The following is a 23,838-nucleotide window of genomic DNA, read 5'->3' on the forward strand; positions in this document are numbered from 1 at the left end:
CATGCGCTCCCCCGCCGTCGCCACGGCCCTCGTGTCCGCGTCCCTTCTCGTACTCGGTGCCGTGCCCGGCGGCGGGCGGCCCCTGCCCGCCCGGATGGCCGACACCGGGGGCGGCACGCAGCTGATCACCGCGGTCGCCGCGAAGGCCGGCTCGACCACCGGCACGCTCACCTGGTGGGATCTGCGCGACGGACAGTGGGTGCGGGCCGGTTCCGCCAAGGCCCGGTTCGGGGCGAACGGACTCGTCGAGGGAGCCTCGCGCGAGCAGGGCACCAGCACGACACCGACAGGGCTCTACCACCTGCCGTACGCCTTCGGCATCAAAGCAGCGCCGCGCGGGACGACGTACAAGTACCGTCCCGTGCGCGAGACATCCTGGTGGTGCCAGGACAACGACTCCCGCTCCTACAACCGTTGGAGCGAGCCCCGCGCCAAGGACTGCCGGGCCGCCGAGTCCGAGCATCTGATCTCGTACGAGAAGCAGTACGCCCACGCCATGGTCATCGGCTTCAACTACACCGAGCCCGTGCGCGGCCGGGGCGCCGGGATCTTCCTCCATGTCAACGGCAGCGGGGCGACGGCGGGGTGTGTGTCGGTGTCCGCGGACGCCATGCGGCGGATCCTCCGGTGGGCCGGTCCGGACGACGCTCCGCACATCGCGATCGGCACGACGAGCGGACGTACGGCGATCACCCGGTACTGAGCGGTTACCACGAGTCACTCGAGTCCGCCTCGAACTCTGCCGGGCTCTGAACACACGGGCGTCGCGGCACGTACCTCTGGGCCAAGGGACCACGCCACCCCCCTTGCCCCGCTCCCGGAGGAACCGTGACCACCACGCTCGCAGGCGGCCGCGCCGCCCGCCGCCAGACGATGCGCCGCATCCGCCCGCGCCGCTCCCCGGCCGTCCCGCTGGTGATCGCCCTATGGGCGGGCGCGGCCGCGGTGCTGTGGCTGTGGTGGGACAACACACCGTCCCTCGCGGACAACACCGCCAAGATCCTCGCCGCGGGCCGGATCACCGGTCTGCTCGCCGGATATCTCATGGCGCTCGTGGTGCTCCAGATGGCCCGGGTGCCCGCCCTGGAACGGCGGGTGGGCTCGGACCGGGTCGCCCGCTGGCACGCGATGAGCGGCCGTTACACGATCTTCCTGGTCGTCGCGCACGTCTTCCTCACCATGTGGGCGTACGCGCTTCAGGCCGGCAAGTCGCTCGGCGACGTGGTCCAACAGACGATCGACTCGGTCAACACCCTGCCCGACATGGGCAAGGCGGGCATCGGCACCCTGCTGCTGTTCGTCATCGCGTTCCTCTCGATCGGCGGGATCCGCCGGATCATCGGGTATGACACCTGGTACCACATCCACCTGCTGACCTACGCGGTCGTGTACCTGACGTTCTGGCACCAGATCAGCACCGGCAACGAGTTCGCCGTGGAGCCGGCCGCGAAGACCTTCTGGTACGGGCTGTACGGCGTGGTCACGGCGCTGGTGGTCTGGTACCGGATCCTCACCCCGATCCGTCTCAACCTGCGGCACCGGATGTATGTCGAGGCGGTCATCGAAGAGACGCCGGGCATCGTGTCGGTGCTCATCGGCGGCAAGAAGCTGCACCGGATGGGCGCGGAAGCGGGACAGTTCTTCCGTTGGCGGTTCAAGGCGCCGGGCATGCGGTTCAGCTCACACCCGTACTCGCTGTCGGCGGCGCCCCGCCCGGACATGCTGCGGATCACGGTCAAGGCGATCGGCGACCACACCGAACGGCTGCGCGAGCTGACGCCCGGTACCAAGGTGTGGGCCGAGGGCCCGTACGGCGCGCTCACCGCCCAGCGCCGCAGCCGCGGCAAGGTGCTGCTGGTCGCGGGCGGGGTCGGCATCACGCCGATGCGGGCGCTGTTCGAGACGCTGCCCGGGGCGTCCGGTGACATCACCCTGCTCTACCGGGCCAACAGCACCCAGGACCTGGCGCTCTGGGACGAGCTGGCCGCCATCGCCGACGAGCGGGGCGCCCGGCTGATGTACGCGGTCAACAGTCCGGACGGCGAGCGGCCCGACATCTCGGCGGAGCGGCTGCAGCAGAAGCTGCCGGACATCGACGAGCACGACGTCTTCATGTGCGGGCCGCCCGGCTTCGCACAAGGCGTGTACGAGGCACTGCGCGGCGCGGGCGTACCCGCCCGCCGCATCCATCACGAGTCGTTCGAGATGTGAGCGACGGGAACTTCAAGGACTTCGGGAGCTGTTGAAGCGATGAGGAAGAGTCACCCCCTTCGGCGTGTCGTCCTGGCCGGCGTCGCCACCGTCTCCGGGATCGTGGTGCTGCTGTCCCTGAAGCCGGGGACCGCCGCAACCGACGCGTCCGCGGCCGGCGACGCGGCTCCACAGCAGTCCGCGGCGGCCCAGGAGTCCGCTCAGGGCGGCGCCCAGGCGGCCACCGGTACGGCAACCGGTGACGCCGTGGACACCCAGTACGGGGCCATCCAGGTCCGTATCACCTTCGTCAACAACAAGATCACCAAGGCGGAGACGGTCCAGCAGCCCAAGGGCGGCCAGAGCGACCAGATCACCGGCAACGCGGTGCCGAAGCTCAACGCGGCGACGCTCGCCAAGCAGAGTGCGCAGATCGACACGGTGTCCGGGGCGACCTACACCAGCGAGGGCTACAAGAAGTCGCTCCAGTCCGCCATCGACAAGGGCAACGCGGCGGCCTCGTCGGGAGCGTCCTCGCCGGCCCCCTCGGAGAGCGCGGGCAATGCCCAGGCCGCGGCCCCCAAGGTCGTCACCGGCGCCGTCTCCCAGACCCAGTACGGGCCCGTGCAGGTCCGCGTCACCGTCACCAACGGCAAGATCACCAAGGCCGAGGCGGTCCAGCAGCCCAAGGGCGGCCAGAGCGACCAGGTCAACGGCAACGCCATCCCGAAGCTCAACAAGGCGGCGGTGGCGGCGGGCGACGCCGACATCGACGCGGTCTCGGGCGCGACCTACACGAGCGCCGGCTACAAGCAGTCCCTGCAGTCGGCGCTGGACCAGGCCGGTGGCTGACACGGTGGCCGAACCGGCAGAAGCTCCCGCCGCGGTACGTCATACGGAGGAGGTCATGGGGACCGTCTTCTCCTTCGACGTCCGCGGCGGGGACCCGGCCGCCGTCGAGGCGGCCCTGGCGAGGGCGGTCGCGGGTCTGCACCGCGCCGACGCCGTCTTCAGCACGTACCGCGACGACAGCCAGATCTCCCGGCTGGCCCGGGGCGAGCTGACGGTCGACGACTGCGACCCCGAGGTCGCCGCGGTCCTGGCCCTGGGCGCCGAGGCGGAAGAAGCGAGCGACGGCTGGTTCAGCCTGCGCTACGAGGGCCGCCTGGACCCGACGGGCATCGTCAAGGGCTGGGCCGTCGAACGCGCGGCACGCGCCCTCTCCGAGGCCGGGGCGACCGGGGTGAGCCTCAACGGCGGCGGCGACGTACAGCTGTTGGGGACGCCGGGTCCGCAGCGGCCGTGGCGGGTGGGAGTGGCGGATCCGCTGCGGCCGGGAGGCCTGGCGGCGGTGGTGTCGGCGGCGGGGACGACCGAACTGGCCGTGGCGACATCCGGTACGGCCGAGCGCGGCGCCCACATCGTCGACCCCCGCACCGGCCGCTCGGCGGTCACGGACCTGGTGGCGGTGACCGTGGTGACCCCCAGCGTGACCTGGGCGGACTGCTGGGCGACGGCGGCGTTCGCGATGGGGTCGCGGGAGGGCTTGCGGTGGCTGGAGTCGCTGCCCGACGTGGAGGCGCTGCTGATCACGGCGGGCGACGAGGTCCGGTGCACCGGCGGCCTGGCTTCAAGACTGGGCTGAGTGCACCCGCCCAGGGGCGCGGGGCCGTATCGATTTACGGCTCCGCCGCGCGGGCGCGACAAGCCACGGAGCACCCGCGCCCGGCACACCTCGGACGCCACCCCACTCAGTGGCCGTTCTGAGCCAACCGCAACAAATGCTCGGCCAACGCCTGCCCCCCGCTGGGATCCCGGCTGATCAACATCAACGTGTCGTCACCCGCGATCGTCCCGAGAATGTCCTGCAGCTCGGCCTGGTCGATCGCCGACGCCAGGAACTGCGCGGCACCCGGCGGCGTCCGCAGCACGACGAGGTTCGCGGACGCCTCCGCGGAGATCAGCAGCTCCTGGGAGAGCCGCCGCATCCGCTCCTCCTTGGCGGACTCCCCCAGCGGCGCCCGAGGAGTACGGAACCCGCCCTCGCTCGGCACCGCGTAGATCAGGTCGCCGTCGTTGTTACGGATCTTCACCGCGTTCAGCTCGTCCAGGTCCCGGGAGAGCGTCGCCTGGGTGACGCTCAGCCCGTCGTCGGACAGCAGCTTGGCCAACTGGCTCTGCGAACGGACCGGTTGCCGGTTGAGGATGTCCACGATCCGGCGGTGCCGTGCGGTGCGGGTCTGCGGTACGGCAGGCCCGTGGGTCTGCTCGTGATCCTGCGCCTGGCTCATCGACGTCTCATCTCTCCGGCTCATCCATCCCCGTTGGCCACGTCCAGCACGCCCGGCAGCGCCCGGAGCAGCGCCTCCACCTCGTCGTCGCCGAGGTTCAGCGGCGGCATCAGCCGTACGACATCGGGGGCGGGCGCGTTCACCAGGAAACCGGCGTCCTGAGCCGCCTGCTGCGCCTGGGGCGCGAGCGGCTCGGTGAGCACGATACCCAGGAGGAGGCCGGAGCCCCGGACGTGGGAGATCAGTGGGTGCCCCAGTGCCTCGATTCCGTCGGACAGCGCGGCGCTCTGGCGCTTGACGTTCTCGAGCAGGCCCTCGTTCGCGATGGTGTCGAGCACGGCGAGCCCGGCGGCGCAGGCGACCGGGTTGCCGCCGAAGGTCGTGCCGTGGTGGCCGGGCTGGAGCAGCTCGGCGGCCCGGCCGAAGGCCACGGTCGCGCCGAGCGGCAGGCCGCCGCCGAGCTGCTTGGCGAGGGTGACGATGTCCGGCAGGACGCCCTCGTGGGCCTGGTACTCGAACCAGTGGCCGGTCCGGCCGATGCCGGTCTGCACCTCGTCGAGGACGAGGAGCGTGCCGGTGGCGGCGGTGATCGCCCGGGCCGCCTTCAGATACCCGGCGGGCGGGACGATCACGCCGTTCTCGCCCTGGATCGGCTCGATGACGACGAGGGCGGTCTCCTCGGTGACCGCGGCGGCCAGCGCCTGCGCGTCGCCGAACGGCACGTGCGTGACGTCGCCGGGCAGTGGCAGGAAGGGCTCCTGCTTGGCGGGCTGGCCGGTGAGGGCGAGGGCGCCCATCGTCCGGCCGTGGAAGCCTCCGCTGGTGGCGACCATGTGGGTCCGCCCGGTCAGCCGGCCGATCTTGAAGGCGGCCTCGTTGGCCTCGGCGCCGGAGTTGCAGAAGAAGACCTTGCCGTCCCGCCCGAAGTGCTGGATGAGCCGTTCGGCGAGGGCGACGGTGGGCTCGGCCATGAAGAAGTTGGAGATGTGGCCGAGGGAGGCGATCTGCTTGCTGACGGCCTCGACGATCGCCGGGTGGGCGTGGCCGAGCGCGTTGGTGGCGATGCCGCCGACGAAGTCGTAGTACTGCTTGCCCTCGGTGTCCCAGACCTTGAGGCCTTCACCGCGGACGAGAGGCAGCCGGGGGGTGCCGTAGTTGTTCATCAGCGAGCCCTGCCACCGCTGGGTGAGCTCTGTGTTGGTCGCGGTGCCGGTCATTCCCCATCCCCCTCTTCGGCGTCCGGCACGACCATCGTGCCGATGCCTTCGTCGGTGAAGATCTCCAGCAGGATCGAGTGCTGGACCCGCCCGTCGATGACCCGGGCCGTGGTGACGCCGCCTCGTACGGCGTGCAGACAGCCCTCCATCTTCGGGACCATGCCGGAGCTCAACTCCGGCAGCAGCTTCTCCAGTTGGGAAGCCGTGAGGCGGCTGATCACCTCGTCGCTGTTGGGCCAGTCCTCGTAGAGACCCTCGACGTCCGTGAGGACCATGAGGGTTTCGGCGCCCAGAGCAGCAGCGAGTGCCGCAGCCGCCGTATCAGCATTGACGTTGTAGACATGTCCGTCGTCCTGGCTACGGGCGATCGACGAGACGACCGGGATCCGGCCGTCGGCGAGCAGCGCCTCGATGGCACCTGTGTCGATCGCGGTGATCTCGCCCACCCGCCCGATGTCGACCAACTCGCCGTCGATCTCGGGCTGGTGCTTGGTGGCGGTGATGGTGTGCGCGTCCTCGCCGGTGAGTCCCACGGCGAGCGGCCCGTGCTGGTTGAGGAGCCCGACGAGCTCGCGCTGCACGTGCCCGGCCAGCACCATGCGTACGACGTCCATCGCGTCCTCGGTGGTGACCCGCAGGCCGGCCTTGAACTCGCTGACGATGCCGGCCTGGTCGAGGGCGGCGCTGATCTGCGGGCCGCCGCCGTGCACGACGACCGGCTTGAGGCCGGCGTGGTGCAGGAACACGACGTCCTGGGCGAAGGCGGCCTTCAGGTCCTCGTCGATCATGGCGTTCCCGCCGAACTTGATGACGACCGTCTTGCCGTTGTGCCGGACCAGCCAGGGCAGCGCCTCGATGAGGATCTGGGCCTTCGGCAGTGCCGTGTGCTTACGAGTGGTGCTCATGACGAGTACGCGCTGTTCTCGTGGACGTAGTCGGCGGTGAGGTCGTTGGTCCAGATGGTGGCGGTCTCGGAGCCCGCGGCCAGGTCGGCGACGATGTGCACCTCGCGGTAGCGCATGTCGACCTTGTCGCGGTCCTCGCCGACCCCGCCGTTCTTGCAGACCCAGACGCCGTTGATGGCGACGTTGAGCCGGTCCGGCTCGAAGGCGGCCTGCGTGGTGCCGATCGCGGAGAGCACCCGGCCCCAGTTGGGGTCCTCGCCGTGGATGGCGCACTTGAGGAGGTTGTTGCGGGCGATGGAGCGGCCCACCTCGACGGCGTCGGCCTCGGTCGCGGCGTTGATCACCTCGACCTTGATGTCCTTGCTGGCACCCTCGGCGTCCCGGATGAGCTGCTGTCCGAGGTCGTCGCAGACGGCCCGTACGGCCTCGGCGAACTCGTCGTACCCCGGGGTGACTTCGGCGGCGCCGGAGGCGAGCAGCAGCACGGTGTCGTTGGTGGACATGCAGCCGTCGGAGTCGACGCGGTCGAAGGTCGTGTGCGTGGCGGCGCGCAGCGCCTTGTCCAGCACGTCGCTCTCGACGTCCGCGTCGGTGGTGAGGACGACGAGCATGGTGGCGAGGCCGGGGGCGAGCATGCCCGCGCCCTTGGCCATGCCGCCGACCGTCCAGCCGTCCTTGGTGACGACGGACGTCTTGTGGACGCTGTCGGTGGTCTTGATGGCGATGGCGGCCTTCTCACCGCCGTGCTCGCTCAGGGCCTCGGCGGCCGTGGCGACGCCCGGCAGCAGCTTGTCCATGGGGAGCAGCACCCCGATCAGGCCGGTGGAGGCGACGGCCACCTCGCCCGCGCCGATGCCGAGGACGTCGGCGACCTTCTCGGCGGTGGCGTGGGTGTCCTGGAAGCCCTTGGGACCCGTACAGGCGTTGGCGCCGCCGGAGTTGAGGACGACGGCCGTCAACTGGCCGGCTTTCAGCACCTGCTCGGACCACAGGACCGGGGCGGCCTTCACACGGTTGGAGGTGAAGACGCCGGCGGCGGCGCGGCGCGGCCCGGTGTTGACCACGAGGGCCAGGTCCGGGTTGCCGTTCTCCTTGATCCCGGCGGCGATGCCCGCCGCCTGGAATCCCTTGGCTGCCGTGACGCTCACGGTGCGACTCCGATCGTGGAAAGCCCGGTGGACTCGTCGAGTCCGAGGGCGATGTTCATGCTCTGCAGGGCACCGCCCGCGGTGCCCTTGGTCAGGTTGTCGATGGCGCTGATGGCGATGATGCGGCCGGCGGCCTCGTCGTACGCGACCTGCACCTGAACGGCGTTGGAACCGTGGACGGACGCCGTGGCCGGCCACTGCCCCTCGGGGAGCAGATGGACGAAGGGCTCGTCGGCGAAGGCCTTCTCGTAGGCGGCGCGGACGGACTCGGCGGTGACGCCGGGCTTCGCCTTGGCGGTGCACGTGGCGAGGATGCCGCGGGACATCGGCGCGAGGGTCGGCGTGAAGGAGACGGAGACCGGCTCCCCCGCCGCCCCGCTGAGGTTCTGGATCATCTCGGGCGTGTGCCGGTGGCCGCCGCCGACGCCGTACGGCGACATGGAGCCCATGACCTCGGAGCCCAGCAGATGGGCCTTGGGCGCCTTGCCCGCGCCGGACGTCCCGGAGGCGGCGACGATCACGGCCTCGTTCTCGGCGAGTCCGGCGACGTACGCCGGGAAGAGCGCGAGCGAGACGGCGGTCGGGTAGCAACCGGGCACCGCGATGCGCTTGGACCCCTCCAGCGCGGCGCGGGCACCCGGCAGTTCGGGGAGGCCGTACGGCCAGGTGCCGGCGTGCGGGGAGCCGTAGAACTTCTCCCAGTCGGCGGCTTCCTTCAGCCGGAAGTCGGCGCCCATGTCGACGACCAGGACGTCCGGACCGAGCTGCTCGGCGACGGCGGCGGACTGGCCGTGAGGCAGGGCGAGGAAGACGACGTCATGACCGGCGAGAACGTCGGCCGTGGTCTCCTGGAGTACGCGGTCGGCCAGCGGCAGCAGATGCGGCTGGAGCGCGCCCAGCTTCTGCCCGGCATTCGAGTTGCCGGTCAGGGCGCCGATCTCGACCTCGGGGTGCGCCAGGAGCAGCCGCAGGACTTCGCCGCCCGCGTACCCACTCGCTCCGGCCACTGCCGCACGTACCGCCATGGAATCCTCCTCTTGGATGGCATGACTATACGTTTCGATGCACGTTTATGCAATCCATGCATGGTCCGGAGCGATCTTTGCCCTGGCCGAGGGGCCGCGTAACCTCGGCCCGGTGATCGCCATGACACCGATAACCGGCCTGGACCTGACCGGCTTCACCGAGCGTGAGCCGGGGGTGTGGACCGACGCGGCGGGGCTCGTTCTGTCGGTCCACTTCTTCCCGCTGGTCCCGGACCTGCCCGCCGCGCTGGACGAGCCGCAACGGCTCGGGGCGGGACTCGCCCAGCTCGTGGCCGGGGCCGGTGGCGGGCTGATCGAGGCGGTGCCCGGCTCCGTGGACGGCATCCCGGCGGTGCGCCAGTTGGTCAAGATGCCGCTGGGCAGCCGGCCCGGGCAGGCGTTCCTCGGCTCCTGGACCGTGCCGAGGGCAGGGGCCGGCACGGTCGTGAAGGTGCAGGCCGCCGAGGGGGCCACGACCGGGATGCGGGAGGCCATGATCATGGCGCAGGTGGGCCCGGCCGAGTACTTCCGGCCCCACCCCTATACAGGGGGACAGACGGGCGGTCTGCCGTACCACGTCGGCGACCACGAGCAGTGGGACGCCCAGTTTCCCGACCATCCGCTCACCCTCGTGCGCGCCGCCCTGTACCGGATCACGCCCACGATCACTTTCGACGACCGCTTCAAGGCCCTGCCGCCGTTCGACGGGCCGGGCGCCCCGCAGTCACTCCCCCACCCGCCGCCGCCCGGGCGCGGCTGGTTCCGGCGCCGCAAGGACGCCTGAGGGACACGGGAGGCCCGGCGGGTGCGGGCCGGTGTCGCCCGCACCCGCCGGGATCCGCTACCGCTGCCTGATCCGCAGGAAGGTGACGGAGTTCGCCGGGAAGGTGTACGCGAACCGGTCCGCCACCCCCTCGAACGTGGACGTGACCGGGGTGACCGGTGTCTCGGTCTCCGAGTTCACCGCGTCCGGGTCGGCCGTCAGCATGGTGACGCGGGCCTTGGACGCGACCTTGGCGCCGCCCAGGTCGATCGCCGTGCGGGCCGCCGTGGACTGGGCGTTGACGACCTTGACGATCAGGTCGCCGGTCTTCTTGTCCTTGGTCACGACCTGGCGGAACGGCTCGGCCGGCTTGTCGTCGGTGAAGCTGCCCCACTCCTGTCCGTCGAGGTACAGAGTGACCTGGCGGCCTCTGACCTTGATGTCGATGTCGTAGGCGCGGCCCGTCTCGACCGACCCGGCCTTGGAGATCAGCGTCGACTTGCCGCCGTCCACGGCCTGCTCGACGGCGGACTGGGTGTTGTTCCAGCCGCCGAGGTTCCACCAGTAGTAGTTGCCGGTGTCCTTGACGCCGAAGGCGACGAGGAAGCCCTCCTTGCCGGACTTCTTGGTCGCCTTCACATGAAGGTCGTAGTCGTGCCAATCGGTGTCGCCGGCCGAGACCATGGTGTTCTCGGCGGCCACGTCGGTCTGGACGTACTGCCCGTCCTGGACGCTCCAGCTGCCGCCGCCGGTGTGGGTCCACTGCGAGGCATCACCGGAGAAGTCGTCGCTCAGCAGGGAGTTGCCGTCGGCGTCCGTCACCTTCACGTCGTCGTACGCCGCCGTGGTCGCCCAGGTCGACAGTCCGACCGCGCCCGCGATGGGGCCCGTCAGCGACGGTGTCCCGGTCGCCGTGGAGGGCACCACGCGGTCGCCGACGTTGGTCATGAAGAGTTTCTGGACCTCGTAGTTGGCGGAGTTCCAGGAGGCGTGGTTGTTGAACCAGACGAGGTCCGGCTGCCACTGGACGTAGTCCTCGTTGGCGAACAGCGGGGCGTACGAGGCGAGTTTGACGACGTCCGCGTTGCGTTCCAGGCCGGTCATGAAGGCCGCTTCGGCGAGACCGTTCTTGAAGGCGTTGCCCCAGGACGCGTACTCGCCGAGGAAGACCTTCGGGCCGCTGCGGTCGTAGGAGTCGTAACGGTCGTTGTTCTGCAGGAACCACTGCGGGCTGTTGTAGTAGTGCTCGTCGACCATGTCGACCTTGGCGTCCTTGTTCAGCTGCCAGGCCGTGTCGAAGGTCGAACCGGCGTCGTCGGGGCCGGAGTTGGAGATGACGGTGATGTCCGGGTACTTGGCCGCGATGGCGGCGCGGAACTCCTTGAACCGGGCGAAGAACTCGACCGGGAGGTTCTCCTCGTTGCCGACCTCGATGTGGGTGAGGTGGAAGGGCTTGGGGTGGCCCATCCGGGCACGCTTCTTGCCCCAGGTCGAGGTGACCGGGCCGTTGGCGAACTCGATGAGGTCGAGGGTGTCCTGGATGTGCCGCTTGAGCAGTGCCTCGTCGTCGACGGCCTGGTTCTGGCCGCAGCCGGTCACCAGGGCGGGGACGACGGGCAGCGGCATGGCGCCGATGTCCTCGGAGAGGCGGAAGTACTCGTAGTAGCCGAGGCCGTAACTCTGGTTGTAGCCCCAGAAGTTGGAGTTGGTCGCGCGTTCCTCGACCGGCCCGACGGTGTCCTTCCACTGGTAGGAGCGCTTGCGCTGCCAGTCGGAGGCCTCGCTGTAGTCCTCCATCGAGCCGGTGTTGACCAGGCAGCCGCCGGGGAAGCGCACGAAGCCCGGGTGCAGGGCGGCGATCTTCTCGGCGAGGTCCTTGCGCAGGCCGTTCGCCTGGTGCTTGTAGGTGTCGCGCGGGAAGAGGGAGACCATGTCGAGGGCGGCCGCGGCCGAGGAGGCCACGGTCAGACGGCCGTCGCTGCTGGTGCGGGTGGCGGTGAAGGTCGCCTTGTACTTGGCCCAGCCGCCCTTCGCGGCGACCTGGCGGGCGGTGGCGAGGCTGCCGTCGGCGTCCTGGAGCGAGACCGTGAGGGTCGTGCCGCTCTCGGCGCGGGCCCACACGGAGAAGTCGTACTTCTTGCCCTCCTCGACGTGGACGCCGGTGTTGTATCCGGCGTTGGTCACGGCCGAACCGGCGGCGAGGGAGAGGTAGTTGCGGTTGCGCGCGTTGAGCCGGCCGTCGTCGTTCACGACCTGTCCGGTGCCGTCGACGGTCCAGGAGGTGAGGGGGGTGTACGAGCGGTTGTCGTCCGTGGAGTACTCGAAGGACCGGTTCTGGACGAGCTCGGCGTACAGGCCTCCGTCGGCGGCCCGGTTGATGTCCTCGAAGAAGACGCCGTACATCGTGTCGTCGATCTTCGCGCCCTTGGCGGTGGGGTCGACGGTGATGGCGTAGTCGGCGGTGTCCTCGGCATGGGCGGGGGCCGGCATGAGACCGGCCGTCACCAGGAACGCGGTGGCGGCGAGGCCGAATCTCCAGCGGGTGCGTGACATGGATGCTCCGCGGCTCGATCGGGGGTGTTGTTCGAGATATCAGACGCTGATCAACACTTCGAACGGCAAGATAGGGAGGGGGATTCGCGAGGTCAACGGGTCGCGCGGTACCGAAAGTGTCGGAAGGGAGGAACGAGTGGGCGGATTCTGGCCAGTGCCGGAGGTACTGACGTACCTGGCCGGGAGTTGGCGGGTCGAACGTGCCGTGCGGGACCTGGCGAGTGGGGAGGCCGGGCGCTTCTCGGGCACGACGGTTTTCGGCCCCTGGGACGGCGAAGGGCTGCTGCACCAGGAATCCGGCACCTTCACCTGGCAGGACGTCGCCCGACCCGCCGAGCGCACCTTGCGCTTCCTGCCCGGGACTTCGGCAGCCGAGGCCGAGGTGCGCTTCGCCGACGGCCGCTTCTTCCACGACCTGGACCTGACCTCCGGCCACCACGTCACCGACCACCCCTGCGCGGCGGACCTCTACCGCGGCGAGTTCACCGTCCTCGACGAGCACCGCTGGCGGACGGTGTGGCGGGTGGGCGGCCCCGCCAAGGACCTCGTCCTCACGACCGAGTACGCACGCGAGACACCGGACGGATCACGCGGAGACTGAGCGCCGGACTCACGGGCACGCTTCGCGGCCCGGGGCGCCTCCTAATCAGGCCCGGGCCTCAACCACGCGGCCCGGGTCACGTCCCAAAGGGCCGAGGCCGCACTCACCAGCCCGGCTTCACACCCGCGAGGGCCGGACCGACACCGCCCCGAACGGGGCCCCGGACCCCACCCGCGACGACCCGAGCCACGCCCACAAGGCCTCGCTTCACGCCCGCGAAGCCAGGGCGCACAAGCCGTCAGGCGGAACCAGGACCGCATCCCCAAGGGCCCGAACCACGCCCACAAGGCCCGGCCTCACGCCCACCAGGCCAGCGCACACAAGCCGCCGGACGGAACCAGGACCGCATTCCCGAGGCTCCGAGCCAACGCCCGCGACGGCTCAGGACACGGCATCTGGGGGCGCAGCACACTCGCCGGCTCACGTCCGTGACGGCTGGGCCTGGGCCCCGTCGAAGCGCAGGTTCCAGCGGCCCGCGTGGCCGGTGACGGTGGTCGTGGAGAGGGGGCGGACGTCGATGTTCCAGTACGTCGACGGCGGTGCCTTCAGGGCGTACACCAGGGCGGCGCGGACCACCGAGGGCTCGGCGACGGCGACGATACGGCCGCCGTCGTCCACGGGCCGGGTGTCGAGCCAGCCGCCCACGCGGGAGATGAACGCCAGCAGTGACTCACCGCCGTGCGGAATGCTGCGGGGGTCGGCGAGCCAGGCGTCCACCGCCTCCGGTTCGCGCGCCATCGCCTCGCCCAGCGTCAGCCCGCGCCAGCGGCCCATGTCGCAGTCCCGCAGGGCGAGTTGCACGAGCGGGGCATAGCCGAGCGCGTCCCCGGTCGCGCGACTGCGCGGAGTCGGTGAGCAGTAGCGCAGTTCGGCCGCGGCCAGCGGCAGCAACTGTCCCGCGGCGCGCTGCACCTCGTCCCAGCCGGCCTGGTCGAGCGGCCGGTCGTCCTCGAAGCGCTCCGCGAGCAGCGGGGAGCTGCGGGCGGCGGCGACGAATGTGACCCGAAGTGACATGCGGCGATGGTGAGCGGTGAAAGTGCGCAGGTCAAGAGGTGTTATCCGGGAGTTACGCAGGGTTGGCAAGAACTTACCGCAAGGTCAGGACCTGCCGGACAACTCACCTGAAACGAGGGGCCTTAGTAGAGGTGCGCCATCCACTGGTCCGGGTTCGCGAGCGGCGCGAAGCCCGCCTTCTCGTACACCCCGTGCGCGTCATGCGTGGCGAGCAGGATGCGGCGCAGCCCGTACGGCCGCAGCTCCTCGCGTACGGCCTCCACGAGCGCGCTCCCGATCCCCTTGCCCCGCACGGACGGATCGACGTACACATCGCACAGCCACGCGAAAGTGGCCCGGTCGGTGATGATCCGGGCATACGCCACCTGCTCCCCCGAAGCCGTCTCATAGACACCGAAGTTGAGCGATCCCCCGATCGCCCGGTCCTGCTTCTCCCGGGAGCGGCCGAGCGCCCAGTACGCGTCGGTGGAGAGCCAGTGATGGACGCGGGCGGCGTCGATGCGGTCGGGGTCGGTGGAGATCTCGTAGCCGGCGGCGAGGTCGTTCATGCCGGGATCTTCGCAGGGACGAAGGGCGGGGTCGAACGGTTTCCAGAGGCGTTGTCAGTGCCGGATGCGACGCTGAGCCCATGACCGAGATCACGGGACCCGCCGACTACACATGGCTGAAGGAGCGGTACGAGCTCCTGATGCAGGCGTACTGCGTCACCCTGGTCCGGGGGCTCACGGCCGACGAACTGCTGGAGGAGCTCAAGGCCGAGCCGGCGGGATGGCTGACCGGGGTCGACCTGCTGTACGACCCGTGCTACGACCTGTCCGACCACGACCGGCTGTTCGTGGGCGCGGCGACCCTGGACGGCTGGGCGCTGATGGTCGAGTTCAACGGCTACCTGGGCGTCACTCCCGAGGCCATGCTCCCCGTCTCGCGCGGGCGTCGAGCGGTCTCCCACTTCCGCAACGTCAACGCGGTGGACCACTTCTACTGGTTCGAGGACGGCGACATACGCCTGCACTTCCAGCCGCTCTTCCCCTACGCCCGCGACGGCAGCCGCCCCGACGAACTCCTCGCGGAGATGCGGGAGTCGGGCTTCGACCTGCGCGACGCCGACGACCGGGAGTTCGGCCTGCACACCGAGGCGTCCTTCGCGCTGGCGCACCGCCTCACCGGCGTACGCCTGACGCCCGGGCTGTTCGCCTCCGCCGAGTTCAGGTGCGGTATCGCCCCGATCGGCTAGAGCACCTCGTCCGCCGCCCGCCGCAACCGCCGTACCCCCTCCGCGATCTCCCCCGACCCCGCCACCGCCGCGAAGCTCAGCCGCACATGCCCCGCCGGTGGCTCCGCGCTGAAGTACGGGCGGCCCGGGGTGATCGCGACCCCCGCGCGCAGGGCGGCCGCCGTCAGCGCGGCCTCCCTCCCGGAACCGTCCGGAAGGCGCAGCCAGAGGTGGTAGCCGCCCGAGGGGATGTGCGGGAGGGCGAGCTCGGGGAGGTGGAGGCCGAGCGCGGTGGTCATGGCGTCCCGGCGTGTCTTCAGGTCCGTGGAGATCGCCCGCAGATGGCGGGGCCAGGCGGCCGACCCCACGAGTTCCAGCGCCGCCTCCTGCAAGGGGCGGGGCACGAAGAAGGTGTCGACGACCTGGATCGCGCGCAGCCGTTCCAGCACCGGACCCCGCGCGGCGAGCGCGCACACCCGGAAGCTGGGCGAGGTCGCCTTGGTCAGCGAGCACACGTGGACGACGACCCCGTCGGCGTCCTCGGCGGCCAGCGGACGCGGCAGTTCGCCCGCGTCCGCGTGCACGAGCCGTCGTACGAAATCGTCCTCGACGACGAACGCGCCGGCCTCGCGCGCGATGCGCAGCACCTCGCCCCGGCGTTCGGGGGCGAGCACGGCACCGGTCGGGTTCTGGAACAGCGGCTGGCAGACGAACACCCGGGCGCCGGTGGCCCGGAAGGCGTCGGCCAGCAGCTCCGGCTTGACCCCGTCCGGGTCGACCGGGACGGGCACGGGCCTCAGCCCGGCCGCTCGGGCGATCGCCAGCATGCCGGGATAGGTGGGCGACTCGACGAGCACCGGCGCCCCGGGAGAGGCCAGCGCACGCAGCGCGATGGTCAGCGCCGACTGCCCGCCGGCGGCGATCAGCACCTCCGCCGCCGTGACGGAGCCGCCGATGCTCCGCGCGAACCACGAGCGCAGCTCCGTCAGCCCTTCCATGGGCGGCCTGCCCCACGCGCCGGGACGGCGTGCGGCGCGGGAGAGCGCGGCGGCGAGTGCCTGCTCGGGCTGGAGCGAGGGGTGCAGATAGCCGCCGGTGAACTCGATCACCTCGGGCGGCGGCTCGGTGAGGGAGACCAGGACACCGCTCGCGTCCACCGAGCGCGGCACGAGGTCGGTGGACGCGTCCGCGCTCAGCGCCACCTCCTGCCAGGAGGTGTCCCCCACCGGCGCGGCCGTCGTCCGCGGCACCGCCCGGAACACCCCGGCACCGGGCCGGGTGACGACAAGCCCCTCGGCGGCCAGCTGCGCCAGCGCCCGGGAGACCGTCACCGGGCTCACCCGGTACTGCTCGACCAGGGCCCGACTGGACGGGAGCTTTCCACCAGCAGAGTAGCGGTTGAGTTCGCTTCTCAGCCGTTCCGCCAGCTCATCGACGCTGCTACGCTCTTGCATGAGAGTACAGAGTAGCGCTACTGAGCCGATCACGATAGCGGTCGGCAGGAAGCCGAACACCACTGCCGGCACCCTGGTGGCCGCCCTCGGCGTCGTCGCCTTCTCCCTCACCTTCCCCGCGACGGCATGGGGCCTGGAGGGCTTCGGGCCCTGGTCGCTGGTCGGGGTGCGGAGCGTGCTCGCCGCGCTGATCGCCGGATCCTGTCTGCTGGCGCTGCGCGTTCCCGTTCCCGCCCGCCGCCACTGGGCGGGGCTCGCGGTGGTCGCCGGCGGTGTCGTCGTCGGTTTCCCGATGCTCACCACTCTCGCGCTGCGGACCTCGACCACCTCCCACGCCGCCGTGGTGGTCGGTCTGCTCCCGCTCACCACCGCGCTGTTCTCCGCCCTGCGCATGGGCACCCGCCCGTCCCGCACCTTCTGGACGGCCGCCCTCGCGGGCGCGGCCGCGGTCCTCGCCTTCACCGTGCAGCAGAGCGGCGGCAGCCTCTCCTCCGCCGACCTGTATCTCTTCGGCTCCCTGCTGGTGTGCGCGGCCGGCTACACCGAGGGCGGCCGGCTGGCCAAGGTCATACCGGGCTGGCAGGTCGTCGGCTGGGCGCTGGTGCTGTGCCTGCCGTTCTCGGTGCCCGCGACCGTGGTGGCCCTGTCGTACGAACCCGTGCACCTCACCGCGCACAGCGTGACCGGACTGCTGTGGGTCGCGGCGGGCTCGCAGTTCCTCGGTCTGGTCGTCTGGTACCGGGGCATGGCGATGATCGGCATCCCCAAGGCCAGCCAGTTGCAGTTGGCCCAGCCCCTGCTCACACTGGTGTGGTCGGTGCTGCTGCTGGGTGAGCACCTGACGGTGGCCGCCCCGCTGACGGCCGCGGCGGTGCTCGTCTGCATCGCCGTCACCCAACGGGCGCGAGGCTGAGCGGCGCGCACGGGACGGTCCCAACCGGGCCGCCGCGCCGTAAACTCAAGGCCACGGACCGCTGCTCCCGCACCTCGTGAGGAGGACCCACAGATGCGTGCAACCGTGGGCGACCAGCTTGTGCAGCACGGCAGGGTGGTCGGACAGCACGACAAGATCGGCGAGATCGTCGAAGTGATGGGGCAAGGGGGCAACCCCCCGTACCGCGTCCGCTTCGAGGACGGGCACATGGGCGTGTGCTCGCCCGGCCCCGACACCGAGATCCGTCACAAGGACACCGCGCACTAGGTCAGCGTGAAGGCCTCGCCGGCTGCTGGTAGTGGTCGGCGACCACGCGCGCCATCGCGCCGACGGGATCCGCCGACACCTCCTTGGCCGCGAAGAAGACATGCCCGCACAGCTCCGGGTGGTCCTTGGCGAGGGTGAGGTGCCGGGACAGTTCGGCGGGGTCCTGCCAGGCGGCCGGCTGGGCCGGATCCCCCGCTTTGTAAAGGGCCTCGCCCAGGTACAGCTTCGTCCTGCTCCCCCGCGCCACATCGGCCCACCAGGGCGCCAGCTTCGCGTAGTCGGCGGCGGCGAAGCCGATGTTCCAGTAGAGCTGCGGCACGAGGTAGTCGATCCAGCCCTCGCGGACCCACTTGCGGGTGTCCGCGTAGTTGTCGTCGTACGACTGCACGCCCGCCTGTGTGCTGGAGCCGAGCGGATCGGTGGCGACGTTGCGCCACACCCCGAAGGGGCTGATGCCGAACCGGGTGGCGGGCCGGATTTCCCGGATGCGGGCCGCGGTCTCGCGCACCAGCCGGTCGATGTTGTCCCGGCGCCAGTCGGCCCGGGTGGCGAAGCCGCCGCCGTGCTCGTCGTAGGCCGCGTCGTCGTCGAAGGTCTGGCCCGCCACCGGGTACGGATAGAAGTAGTCGTCGAAGTGGACGGCGTCCACCGGGTACTTCTCCACCGCGTCCAGGATCGCGTCCTGCACGAAGGAGCGGACCTCGGGCAGCCCGGGGTTGTAGTAGAGCTTCCCGCCGTACGTCACCACCCACTCCGGGTTCCGGCGGGCGGGGTGGGAGGCGACCAGTTTCGTCGGGTCCGCCTGGGTGGAGACGCGGTACGGGTTGAACCAGGCGTGCAGCTCCAGGCCCCGCTCGTGCGCCTCCCGCACGGCCGTGCCGAGCGGGTCCCAGCCGGGGGACGTGCCCTGGGTGCCGGTGAGGTACTGCGACCAGGGCTCGTACGGCGAGGGCCAGAGCGCGTCCGCGGTGGGCCGTACCTGGAGGATCACCGTGTTGAGACGGTCCGCCACCGCCTTGTCGAGGTGCGCGATCAGCTCGGCGCGCTGCTGGGCGGCGGTCAGCCCGGTCCTGGAGGGCCAGTCGCGGTTGGCCACACTGGCGATCCACACGCCCCGCATCTCCCGGACCTCGCGCGACCGGCTGGCCGGTGCTGCCGACGCGGTGCCCGACGCCGTCGTGACCGTGGAAAGCACGGCGAGCCCGAACGCCCGACGTGACAAACGCCCCATCTGTACACCCCGAAACACGGCGGATCCGCCCGACCGCGGACCGTTCGCGCCCAGGATGCACGACCCCGTCGATCGATCATCGATACTTTCCAGTAACGTGCACGAACGGAGCAGGGCATCTCCACAAAGAGACCCCTGGACAGTCCGTAGACCAGCGAAGGGGACGATGTGACCGACATCCAGCACGTCGGAGTAGTGGGCTGCGGCCAGATGGGGGCCGGCATCGCCGAGGTCTGCGCCCGTTCCGGACTGGACGTGAAGGTCGCCGAGACCACCGGTGAAGCCCTGGAGATCGGCCGGACCCGGCTGTTCAACTCGCTGACGAAGGCCGCCGAACGCGGCAAGATCAGCGAGGAGGAGCGCGACGCGACCCTGGCGCGCCTGTCCTTCACCACCGACCTCGGCGAGTTCTCCGAGCGCGACCTGGTGATCGAGGCCGTCGTCGAGAACGAGCAGGTGAAGACCGAGATCTTCCAGGTGCTCGACCAGGTCATGACGCGCCCGGACGCGATCCTCGCCTCCAACACCTCCTCCATCCCCCTGGTGAAGCTGGCGGTCGCCACCTCGCGCCCCGACCACGTCATCGGCATCCACTTCTTCAACCCGGCCCCGGTGCAGAAGCTCGTCGAGCTGATCCCGGCGCTCACCACGTCCGAGGGCACGATCAGCCGGGCCCAGGCCTTCGCCGAGAAGCTGCTCGGCAAGCACGCGATCCGCGCCCAGGACCGCTCCGGGTTCGTGGTCAACGCGCTGCTCGTGCCGTATCTGCTCTCCGCCATCCGGATGTTCGAGTCGGGCATCGCGGGCCGCGAGGACATCGACAACGGCATGGAGATGGGCTGCGCCCACCCGATGGGCCCGCTGAAGCTGTCGGACCTGATCGGTCTGGACACGATCGTCTCCATCGCCAATTCGATGTACGACGAGTACAAGGAGCCGCTCTACGCCGCTCCCCCGCTGCTCCAGCGCATGGTCGACGCCGGCCGCCTGGGCCGCAAGACCGGTTCCGGTTTCTACACCTACGGCTGACCGCGTCGCCTGACATCTCGCGGCCGCGTGCACAGTGCCCGTTACAGGGTGTTGATGACACAGTGCGACGAACACGGGCCCGGCACTCTTCGGAGCGCCGGGCCCGCCGTATTCACACACCGTGTGCGCGCCGGGCCCGCATATGCCCGTCGCACACGCTCCCCACGCGCCCACCAGGCGAGTTGACTCTTCATGCGCATGCAAGGGATGTGACGACTACGGAAAGGAGCGGACTCGTGACCGCCGACCCGGAGCATCCCGTGGTCAAGGGAGAACTCGCAGAGTTACGCCGCCGACTCGATGTCGCGTACGCGCGCGTCGAGGGAGGGCTCGCTCTGCTCAGCCATCGCACGGAGGAGACGGACAAGGAACTGGACGACCTCAGCGCACGCATCGTCGTACTGGAGCACGCCCGTTGGCCCCTGCCCGCCGTCGCGGCCGTCACGGCCGTGGGCGCGCTGATCGCGACGGTCTGGCAGGCCATCGGACACTAGGGCCTGCCCGGCGGATCAGGCCGGGCATGGGGCGCGGTGGGGGGATTCAGGGCACAGCGTCCTGCCCGAGCCTGAGATGGTGCAGCAGGAGTAACGCGGCCGCCATGTTGGCGGCCGGGACCTCCCCTCGGGCGACCATGTCGGGGACGAGCTTGAGGGGGACCCATTCCCGGCGGTCCGACTCGAAGTCGTCCACGGGGTGTCCGATGTACTCGCCCTCCTCGGCCCAGTAGATGTGGTGCCGGGCGTCGGTGAGTCCGTTGGACGGTTCCACGCTCATGAGGTGGTGCAGAGGTCCCGGTCGCCAGCCGGTCTCTTCCTCGAGTTCCCTGGCGGCCGCGCGCACGATGTCCTCGCCGTCCTCGACGACGCCCGCGGCCAGTTCCCACCCCCAACTGTCGGTGATGAAGCGGTGGCGCCACAGGAGCAGGACCTCATTGGCCTCGTTCACCACCGTGGCCACGGCGACGGGCCGCAGCCGTATCAAAAAGTGATCGAGGTGCCGACCGTCCGGCAGCTCGACATCCGCGAGGTTGACGCTGAACCAGCGGTTTTCATACACAGTTTGTTCGTTCTGTTTCGTCCACTGCACGGTTCTGCCACCTTCCGCTGAGTAAGTGGCAATATCGCAGCAGGAGCAGTTCGACAGCAGACGCAGAACGACCTCTCACCGCCGCGGCGCAGTGTCTTGACAGGGATTTACAGCGGTACGCGCAGAGCTCCGTCGATGAGTTCGGCCGCCTCTGAGGTGCCCGCACAGCCGCTGCGGACCAGGTGTTCGCGTACCGCGCGGAGTCTGTCGCGCAGACGCTGGGACTCCATCCCGCGGGCCTGTTCGGCCATCTGCACCGCGGTGGCCACCGCCTTGTCGGCGTTGCCCTGACGCAGCTCGATCGTGCTGAGCATCGCGAGCCGGTGCACCCGGCCCCGGTCATGGGCCGGATTGTCGACGGCCAGGGAGGCATGCTCCCGCGCCGCCACCAGCTCGCCGAGGCTGAGCAGCGCCTCCGCCACCTGGACATTGACCAACCCCGGCTGGACATAGCCGGTTTCGTCGGGTTCGTATCCCCGCCGGATGCGTTCGGCGGCCTGCTCGGCACGCCGGATGCAGGACAGCGCGCTCGTGCCGTCGCCGAGGTGCGCGTACGCCTTCGCCTGCATCGCGTACAGGTCGGAGGCGAGCGCGGGGGTGATGTGCCGGCCCGCGGCACGCAGCGCGGCCTCCGCGAAGGCGACGGCCTGCCGGTTCTCCCGCATGAACAGCGACTGGTTGACGAGGAGCGCGATCACATAGGCGCCGAGCCCCCTGTCCCCACTGGCCTTCGCCAGGCGCAGCGCCTGATGGAAGTACCGCTGGGCAAGACCGTGCGCGTCGGAGTCGTAGGCGCAGATCCCGGCGACGGCCACCAACCCGCCGGTGGCCCGGTGCAGTTGACGGCCGGTCTCGTCGGTGTAGCTGCCGCGCAGCAGCGGGGCGGCCTCGGCGTTGAGGAAACCGACGATCCGGGTGCGGGTCGCGATGCCGCCGGCCTTGCGGTACATCTGCTCGTAGTGCGTACGGGCGGCGCGCAGCATCTCCAGGTCGCCGGCGGTGACCCGGTGCCGTCCTCCGCGCGACACATCGACGTCCTCGGGCGGGTTCTCCCACTCCCACACCGGCATGACGGCGGGCGTGCCGGTGACCGCGGGGGCGCCCAGTATGTGCGGCCGCTGCTGCTCGTCGGAGCGCCACAGGGCGGTGGCCCGCTCCACGAACCCGGACAGCGAGGTGACATGCGGGGCGTTGGGCTCACCGGGGACACCGAGGCCGATGTCGTCGAGGTTGACGGTGCGGTGCAGCCGGGCGGCGAGCACCTCGCAGATCAGGTCGGGCACCTGGCCGCGGGGGCGCTGGCCCTTCAGCCATCGCGCTACGGCGGTGTGTTCGTACCGGAGCGCGAGCCCGCGCGCACGTCCGGCCTGGTTCACGTGTGCGGCCAACCCCGCGTGCGATATTCCCGCTTCGTCCAGGATCGCGTCGAGCAGAGTATTGGGCTGCATATATGCCCCCCGGGTGGCTCGGTGCCGTCAGAGTAGTGGGTGTGGCTTCACACGGGGTGTGAACGGAGTGCTCGAATCCGTAGCGTGCGCGCACTGTCGCGGAGAGTTTCCAGCCGGTTGACTGAAATGCCTCGCAAGAGGCCGGCCGGGCCGCCGGCTCCCCCTCGTACAGTGCGGCGGCCCGTCTCCGCGCCGTCCGCCCAGCTGCCTGCCCGACACTCCGTGGCGGGGCGGACGGCTGCCGCCGGCTTGGCCGCACGACTCATCGCCGGGTGTCTAAAGGTGTGTTGTCGGCTGCGGCTGTGATGTGGCTGGTCGCGCAGTTCCCCGCGCCCCTGAGGCATGCCCCTGGCAACGCTCGTTTCGCAGTACCAGGAGGGCGATGTCGTCCGTGGGGGCTCCCGCCGCATGGCGCAACAGGCCTGCGAAGACCGAACCGAGTACAGCCTGAGGAGCGTCGTCGGCGGCTTTCGCCAAAGCCCCCGGCAGGGAGAAGAACCGGCCATGAGCGTCTCTCGTGTCCTCCGCCCCGTCCGTGTGGAGGACCAGGGTCTCGCCGGGGAGGAGGTATCCGCAGTGCATGGGCGGCAGTTCGGGCGGGAGCGGGAACGGCCCGAGCGGAGGGAGGGGGTCCGCTCGGGTCAGGGGGTCGACCCGTGCGCCGCTCAGCAGGTACGGCCACGGGTGCCCGCAGTTCAGTGCGCACACGTCGCCGTCCCGGCCGATCTCCAGGAGCAGCACGGTGACGAAATCCTCGGCGACCGGCTCGTCGTCCCGGGCCCGTTCGCGCAGATGTCTGCCCAGCGCGCGCTCCAACCGGCGCAGCACACCGCCGAGTTCGGGCTCGTCATGGACGGCCTCACGGAAGCTGCCGAGGACGGCGGCGACGGTACCGAGAGCGGCGAGGCCATGCCCACGGACGTCACCCATGACGACGCGTACGCCGTGCTCGGTGGCGATCACCTCGTACAGGTCACCGCCGACAGAGGCGCCGCGGTCCGCGGAGAGCTGGGCGGCGGCGATGTCCAGCCCCTCGACGCGCGGCGGCAGCGGTCGCAGCAGGGCACTCTGCGCGGCACCGGCGACCTGCCGGATCTGCCGGAGTTCGCGCAGCAGCGCATGCCGGACGTGAAGTATCAGCCCGGTGCCGACGGCGAAGAACACGGCGCTGGTCGCGAGGCGTGCCTCGAAGCCGGTCTGCTGGGCGAGCGGGCAGGTCAGCTTGTACGTGACCGCCACGGCCCCCCACGCGGTGGGTAACCCCAGCGAGACCACCCTACGGGGAACCCGACCCCTGATACGGATCATGCCGATGGCCCCCCAATAGGCCCAGACAGCACAGAAGGACCGACCCCGAGAGGCCGGTCCGATTCTGTCGACAGCATGACCCGGTAGGACCAGATCACCAGGAAATGTCACTCAATTGAGTGACATGACCGCAGGTGCCCCCAAGGGGCGCGGGGAACTGC

Annotated in this window: 24 protein-coding genes; 11 read left to right on the forward strand and 13 right to left on the reverse strand. The window is 70.4% G+C overall.

The window, feature by feature from the left end:
* The first annotated feature begins 1 nt into the window (after position 1).
* From ACIOHP_RS18745 to ACIOHP_RS18760, 4 genes are all read left to right on the forward strand, one after another.
* Entirely contained in the window at positions 2 to 703 is a 702-nt protein-coding gene (locus ACIOHP_RS18745) for a L,D-transpeptidase (RefSeq protein WP_401888700.1), read from the forward strand.
* Positions 704 to 828: 125 nt separating this feature from the next.
* Positions 829 to 2,211 carry a ferredoxin reductase family protein gene (locus ACIOHP_RS18750; RefSeq protein ID WP_361553110.1) on the forward strand — a complete coding sequence of 461 codons (1,383 nt, stop codon included), beginning with the start codon at positions 829 to 831 and terminating at the stop codon, positions 2,209 to 2,211.
* Positions 2,212 to 2,250: 39 nt separating this feature from the next.
* Positions 2,251 to 3,042 carry an FMN-binding protein gene (locus ACIOHP_RS18755; RefSeq protein ID WP_361553113.1) on the forward strand — a complete coding sequence of 264 codons (792 nt, stop codon included), beginning with the start codon at positions 2,251 to 2,253 and terminating at the stop codon, positions 3,040 to 3,042.
* Positions 3,043 to 3,097: 55 nt separating this feature from the next.
* Positions 3,098 to 3,835: an FAD:protein FMN transferase gene (locus ACIOHP_RS18760; protein ID WP_361487115.1), complete on the forward strand. Its 738-nt coding sequence runs from the start codon at positions 3,098 to 3,100 to the stop codon at positions 3,833 to 3,835.
* A gap of 106 nt (positions 3,836 to 3,941) precedes the next feature.
* Here the strand turns inward: ACIOHP_RS18760 and ACIOHP_RS18765 are convergent, their stop codons facing one another.
* From ACIOHP_RS18765 to argC, 5 genes are read right to left on the reverse strand one after another with little or no spacing between them, the layout of a single operon-like run.
* Positions 3,942 to 4,481, reverse strand: coding sequence for an arginine repressor (locus ACIOHP_RS18765; protein ID WP_361553116.1), 540 nt, complete (start codon positions 4,479 to 4,481; stop codon positions 3,942 to 3,944).
* A 20-nt stretch (positions 4,482 to 4,501) separates the two neighbouring features.
* Positions 4,502 to 5,698 carry an acetylornithine transaminase gene (locus ACIOHP_RS18770; RefSeq protein WP_401888703.1) on the reverse strand — a complete coding sequence of 399 codons (1,197 nt, stop codon included), beginning with the start codon at positions 5,696 to 5,698 and terminating at the stop codon, positions 4,502 to 4,504.
* Complete coding sequence (gene argB, locus ACIOHP_RS18775) at positions 5,695 to 6,603, reverse strand: acetylglutamate kinase (protein WP_361553122.1); 909 nt, start codon at positions 6,601 to 6,603, stop codon at positions 5,695 to 5,697. The genes ACIOHP_RS18770 and argB overlap by 4 nt, the downstream gene beginning before the upstream one ends.
* Positions 6,600 to 7,751 carry a bifunctional glutamate N-acetyltransferase/amino-acid acetyltransferase ArgJ gene (gene argJ / locus ACIOHP_RS18780; RefSeq protein WP_401888706.1) on the reverse strand — a complete coding sequence of 384 codons (1,152 nt, stop codon included), beginning with the start codon at positions 7,749 to 7,751 and terminating at the stop codon, positions 6,600 to 6,602. Before argJ ends, argB begins: the two co-directional genes overlap by 4 nt.
* Positions 7,748 to 8,776: an N-acetyl-gamma-glutamyl-phosphate reductase gene (gene argC, locus ACIOHP_RS18785; RefSeq protein ID WP_401888708.1), complete on the reverse strand. Its 1,029-nt coding sequence runs from the start codon at positions 8,774 to 8,776 to the stop codon at positions 7,748 to 7,750. Before argC ends, argJ begins: the two co-directional genes overlap by 4 nt.
* A gap of 121 nt (positions 8,777 to 8,897) precedes the next feature.
* Here argC and ACIOHP_RS18790 point away from each other — a divergent pair, with 121 nt between their 5' ends.
* Entirely contained in the window at positions 8,898 to 9,560 is a 663-nt protein-coding gene (locus tag ACIOHP_RS18790) for a hypothetical protein (RefSeq protein WP_401889172.1), read from the forward strand.
* Between the two features lie 57 nt (positions 9,561 to 9,617).
* Here the strand turns inward: ACIOHP_RS18790 and ACIOHP_RS18795 are convergent, their stop codons facing one another.
* Positions 9,618 to 12,092, reverse strand: coding sequence for an alpha-L-arabinofuranosidase C-terminal domain-containing protein (locus ACIOHP_RS18795; RefSeq protein WP_401888710.1), 2,475 nt, complete (start codon positions 12,090 to 12,092; stop codon positions 9,618 to 9,620).
* A 136-nt stretch (positions 12,093 to 12,228) separates the two neighbouring features.
* Between ACIOHP_RS18795 and ACIOHP_RS18800 the strand changes: the two genes are divergently transcribed.
* Positions 12,229 to 12,693, forward strand: coding sequence for a DUF6314 family protein (locus ACIOHP_RS18800; RefSeq protein ID WP_401888713.1), 465 nt, complete (start codon positions 12,229 to 12,231; stop codon positions 12,691 to 12,693).
* 420 nt (positions 12,694 to 13,113) lie between these two features.
* Here the strand turns inward: ACIOHP_RS18800 and ACIOHP_RS18805 are convergent, their stop codons facing one another.
* Both ACIOHP_RS18805 and ACIOHP_RS18810 read right to left on the reverse strand, forming a co-directional pair.
* Positions 13,114 to 13,707 (reverse strand): histidine phosphatase family protein, encoded by a 594-nt coding sequence (locus ACIOHP_RS18805; protein ID WP_401888715.1) that lies wholly within the window; start codon positions 13,705 to 13,707, stop codon positions 13,114 to 13,116.
* A 122-nt stretch (positions 13,708 to 13,829) separates the two neighbouring features.
* Entirely contained in the window at positions 13,830 to 14,255 is a 426-nt protein-coding gene (locus ACIOHP_RS18810; RefSeq protein ID WP_361553143.1) for a GNAT family N-acetyltransferase, read from the reverse strand.
* Between the two features lie 80 nt (positions 14,256 to 14,335).
* Here ACIOHP_RS18810 and ACIOHP_RS18815 point away from each other — a divergent pair, with 80 nt between their 5' ends.
* Positions 14,336 to 14,941, forward strand: coding sequence for a DUF6461 domain-containing protein (locus ACIOHP_RS18815; protein WP_401888718.1), 606 nt, complete (start codon positions 14,336 to 14,338; stop codon positions 14,939 to 14,941).
* Here the strand turns inward: ACIOHP_RS18815 and ACIOHP_RS18820 are convergent.
* Positions 14,938 to 16,374 carry a PLP-dependent aminotransferase family protein gene (locus ACIOHP_RS18820; protein ID WP_401888721.1) on the reverse strand — a complete coding sequence of 479 codons (1,437 nt, stop codon included), beginning with the start codon at positions 16,372 to 16,374 and terminating at the stop codon, positions 14,938 to 14,940. The genes ACIOHP_RS18815 and ACIOHP_RS18820 overlap by 4 nt on opposite strands.
* On the opposite strand from ACIOHP_RS18820, the gene ACIOHP_RS18825 reads away from it, so the two are divergent.
* Entirely contained in the window at positions 16,373 to 17,287 is a 915-nt protein-coding gene (locus tag ACIOHP_RS18825; RefSeq protein WP_401888724.1) for a DMT family transporter, read from the forward strand. The genes ACIOHP_RS18820 and ACIOHP_RS18825 overlap by 2 nt on opposite strands.
* 93 nt (positions 17,288 to 17,380) lie before the next feature.
* Positions 17,381 to 17,575, forward strand: coding sequence for a DUF1918 domain-containing protein (locus tag ACIOHP_RS18830; protein WP_361553155.1), 195 nt, complete (start codon positions 17,381 to 17,383; stop codon positions 17,573 to 17,575).
* 1 nt (position 17,576) lies between these two features.
* Here ACIOHP_RS18830 and ACIOHP_RS18835 read toward each other — a convergent pair whose 3' ends face one another.
* On the reverse strand, positions 17,577 to 18,806 hold the full coding sequence (locus ACIOHP_RS18835; protein ID WP_401888727.1) for a glycoside hydrolase family 10 protein: 1,230 nt from the start codon (positions 18,804 to 18,806) through the stop codon (positions 17,577 to 17,579).
* Between the two features lie 168 nt (positions 18,807 to 18,974).
* On the opposite strand from ACIOHP_RS18835, the gene ACIOHP_RS18840 reads away from it, so the two are divergent.
* Together ACIOHP_RS18840 and ACIOHP_RS18845 are read left to right on the forward strand one after the other, a co-directional pair.
* Positions 18,975 to 19,835 (forward strand): 3-hydroxybutyryl-CoA dehydrogenase, encoded by an 861-nt coding sequence (locus ACIOHP_RS18840; protein ID WP_361487075.1) that lies wholly within the window; start codon positions 18,975 to 18,977, stop codon positions 19,833 to 19,835.
* A gap of 236 nt (positions 19,836 to 20,071) precedes the next feature.
* Positions 20,072 to 20,329 (forward strand): hypothetical protein, encoded by a 258-nt coding sequence (locus ACIOHP_RS18845; protein WP_401888729.1) that lies wholly within the window; start codon positions 20,072 to 20,074, stop codon positions 20,327 to 20,329.
* Positions 20,330 to 20,375: 46 nt separating this feature from the next.
* Here the strand turns inward: ACIOHP_RS18845 and ACIOHP_RS18850 are convergent, their stop codons facing one another.
* The 3 genes from ACIOHP_RS18850 to ACIOHP_RS18860 form a co-directional block, all read right to left on the reverse strand.
* Positions 20,376 to 20,921, reverse strand: a complete 546-nt coding sequence (locus ACIOHP_RS18850; protein WP_361487071.1) for an NUDIX hydrolase — start codon at positions 20,919 to 20,921, stop codon at positions 20,376 to 20,378.
* A gap of 107 nt (positions 20,922 to 21,028) precedes the next feature.
* Positions 21,029 to 22,369, reverse strand: a complete 1,341-nt coding sequence (locus ACIOHP_RS18855) for a transcriptional regulator (protein WP_361487068.1) — start codon at positions 22,367 to 22,369, stop codon at positions 21,029 to 21,031.
* Positions 22,370 to 22,645: 276 nt separating this feature from the next.
* Entirely contained in the window at positions 22,646 to 23,677 is a 1,032-nt protein-coding gene (locus ACIOHP_RS18860; protein ID WP_401888733.1) for a PP2C family protein-serine/threonine phosphatase, read from the reverse strand.
* Positions 23,678 to 23,838 lie beyond the last annotated feature (161 nt).

Origin of the sequence: Streptomyces sp. NPDC087859 (assembly GCF_044742595.1) — a bacterium.
GTDB classification, from domain to species: domain Bacteria; phylum Actinomycetota; class Actinomycetes; order Streptomycetales; family Streptomycetaceae; genus Streptomyces; species Streptomyces canus_F.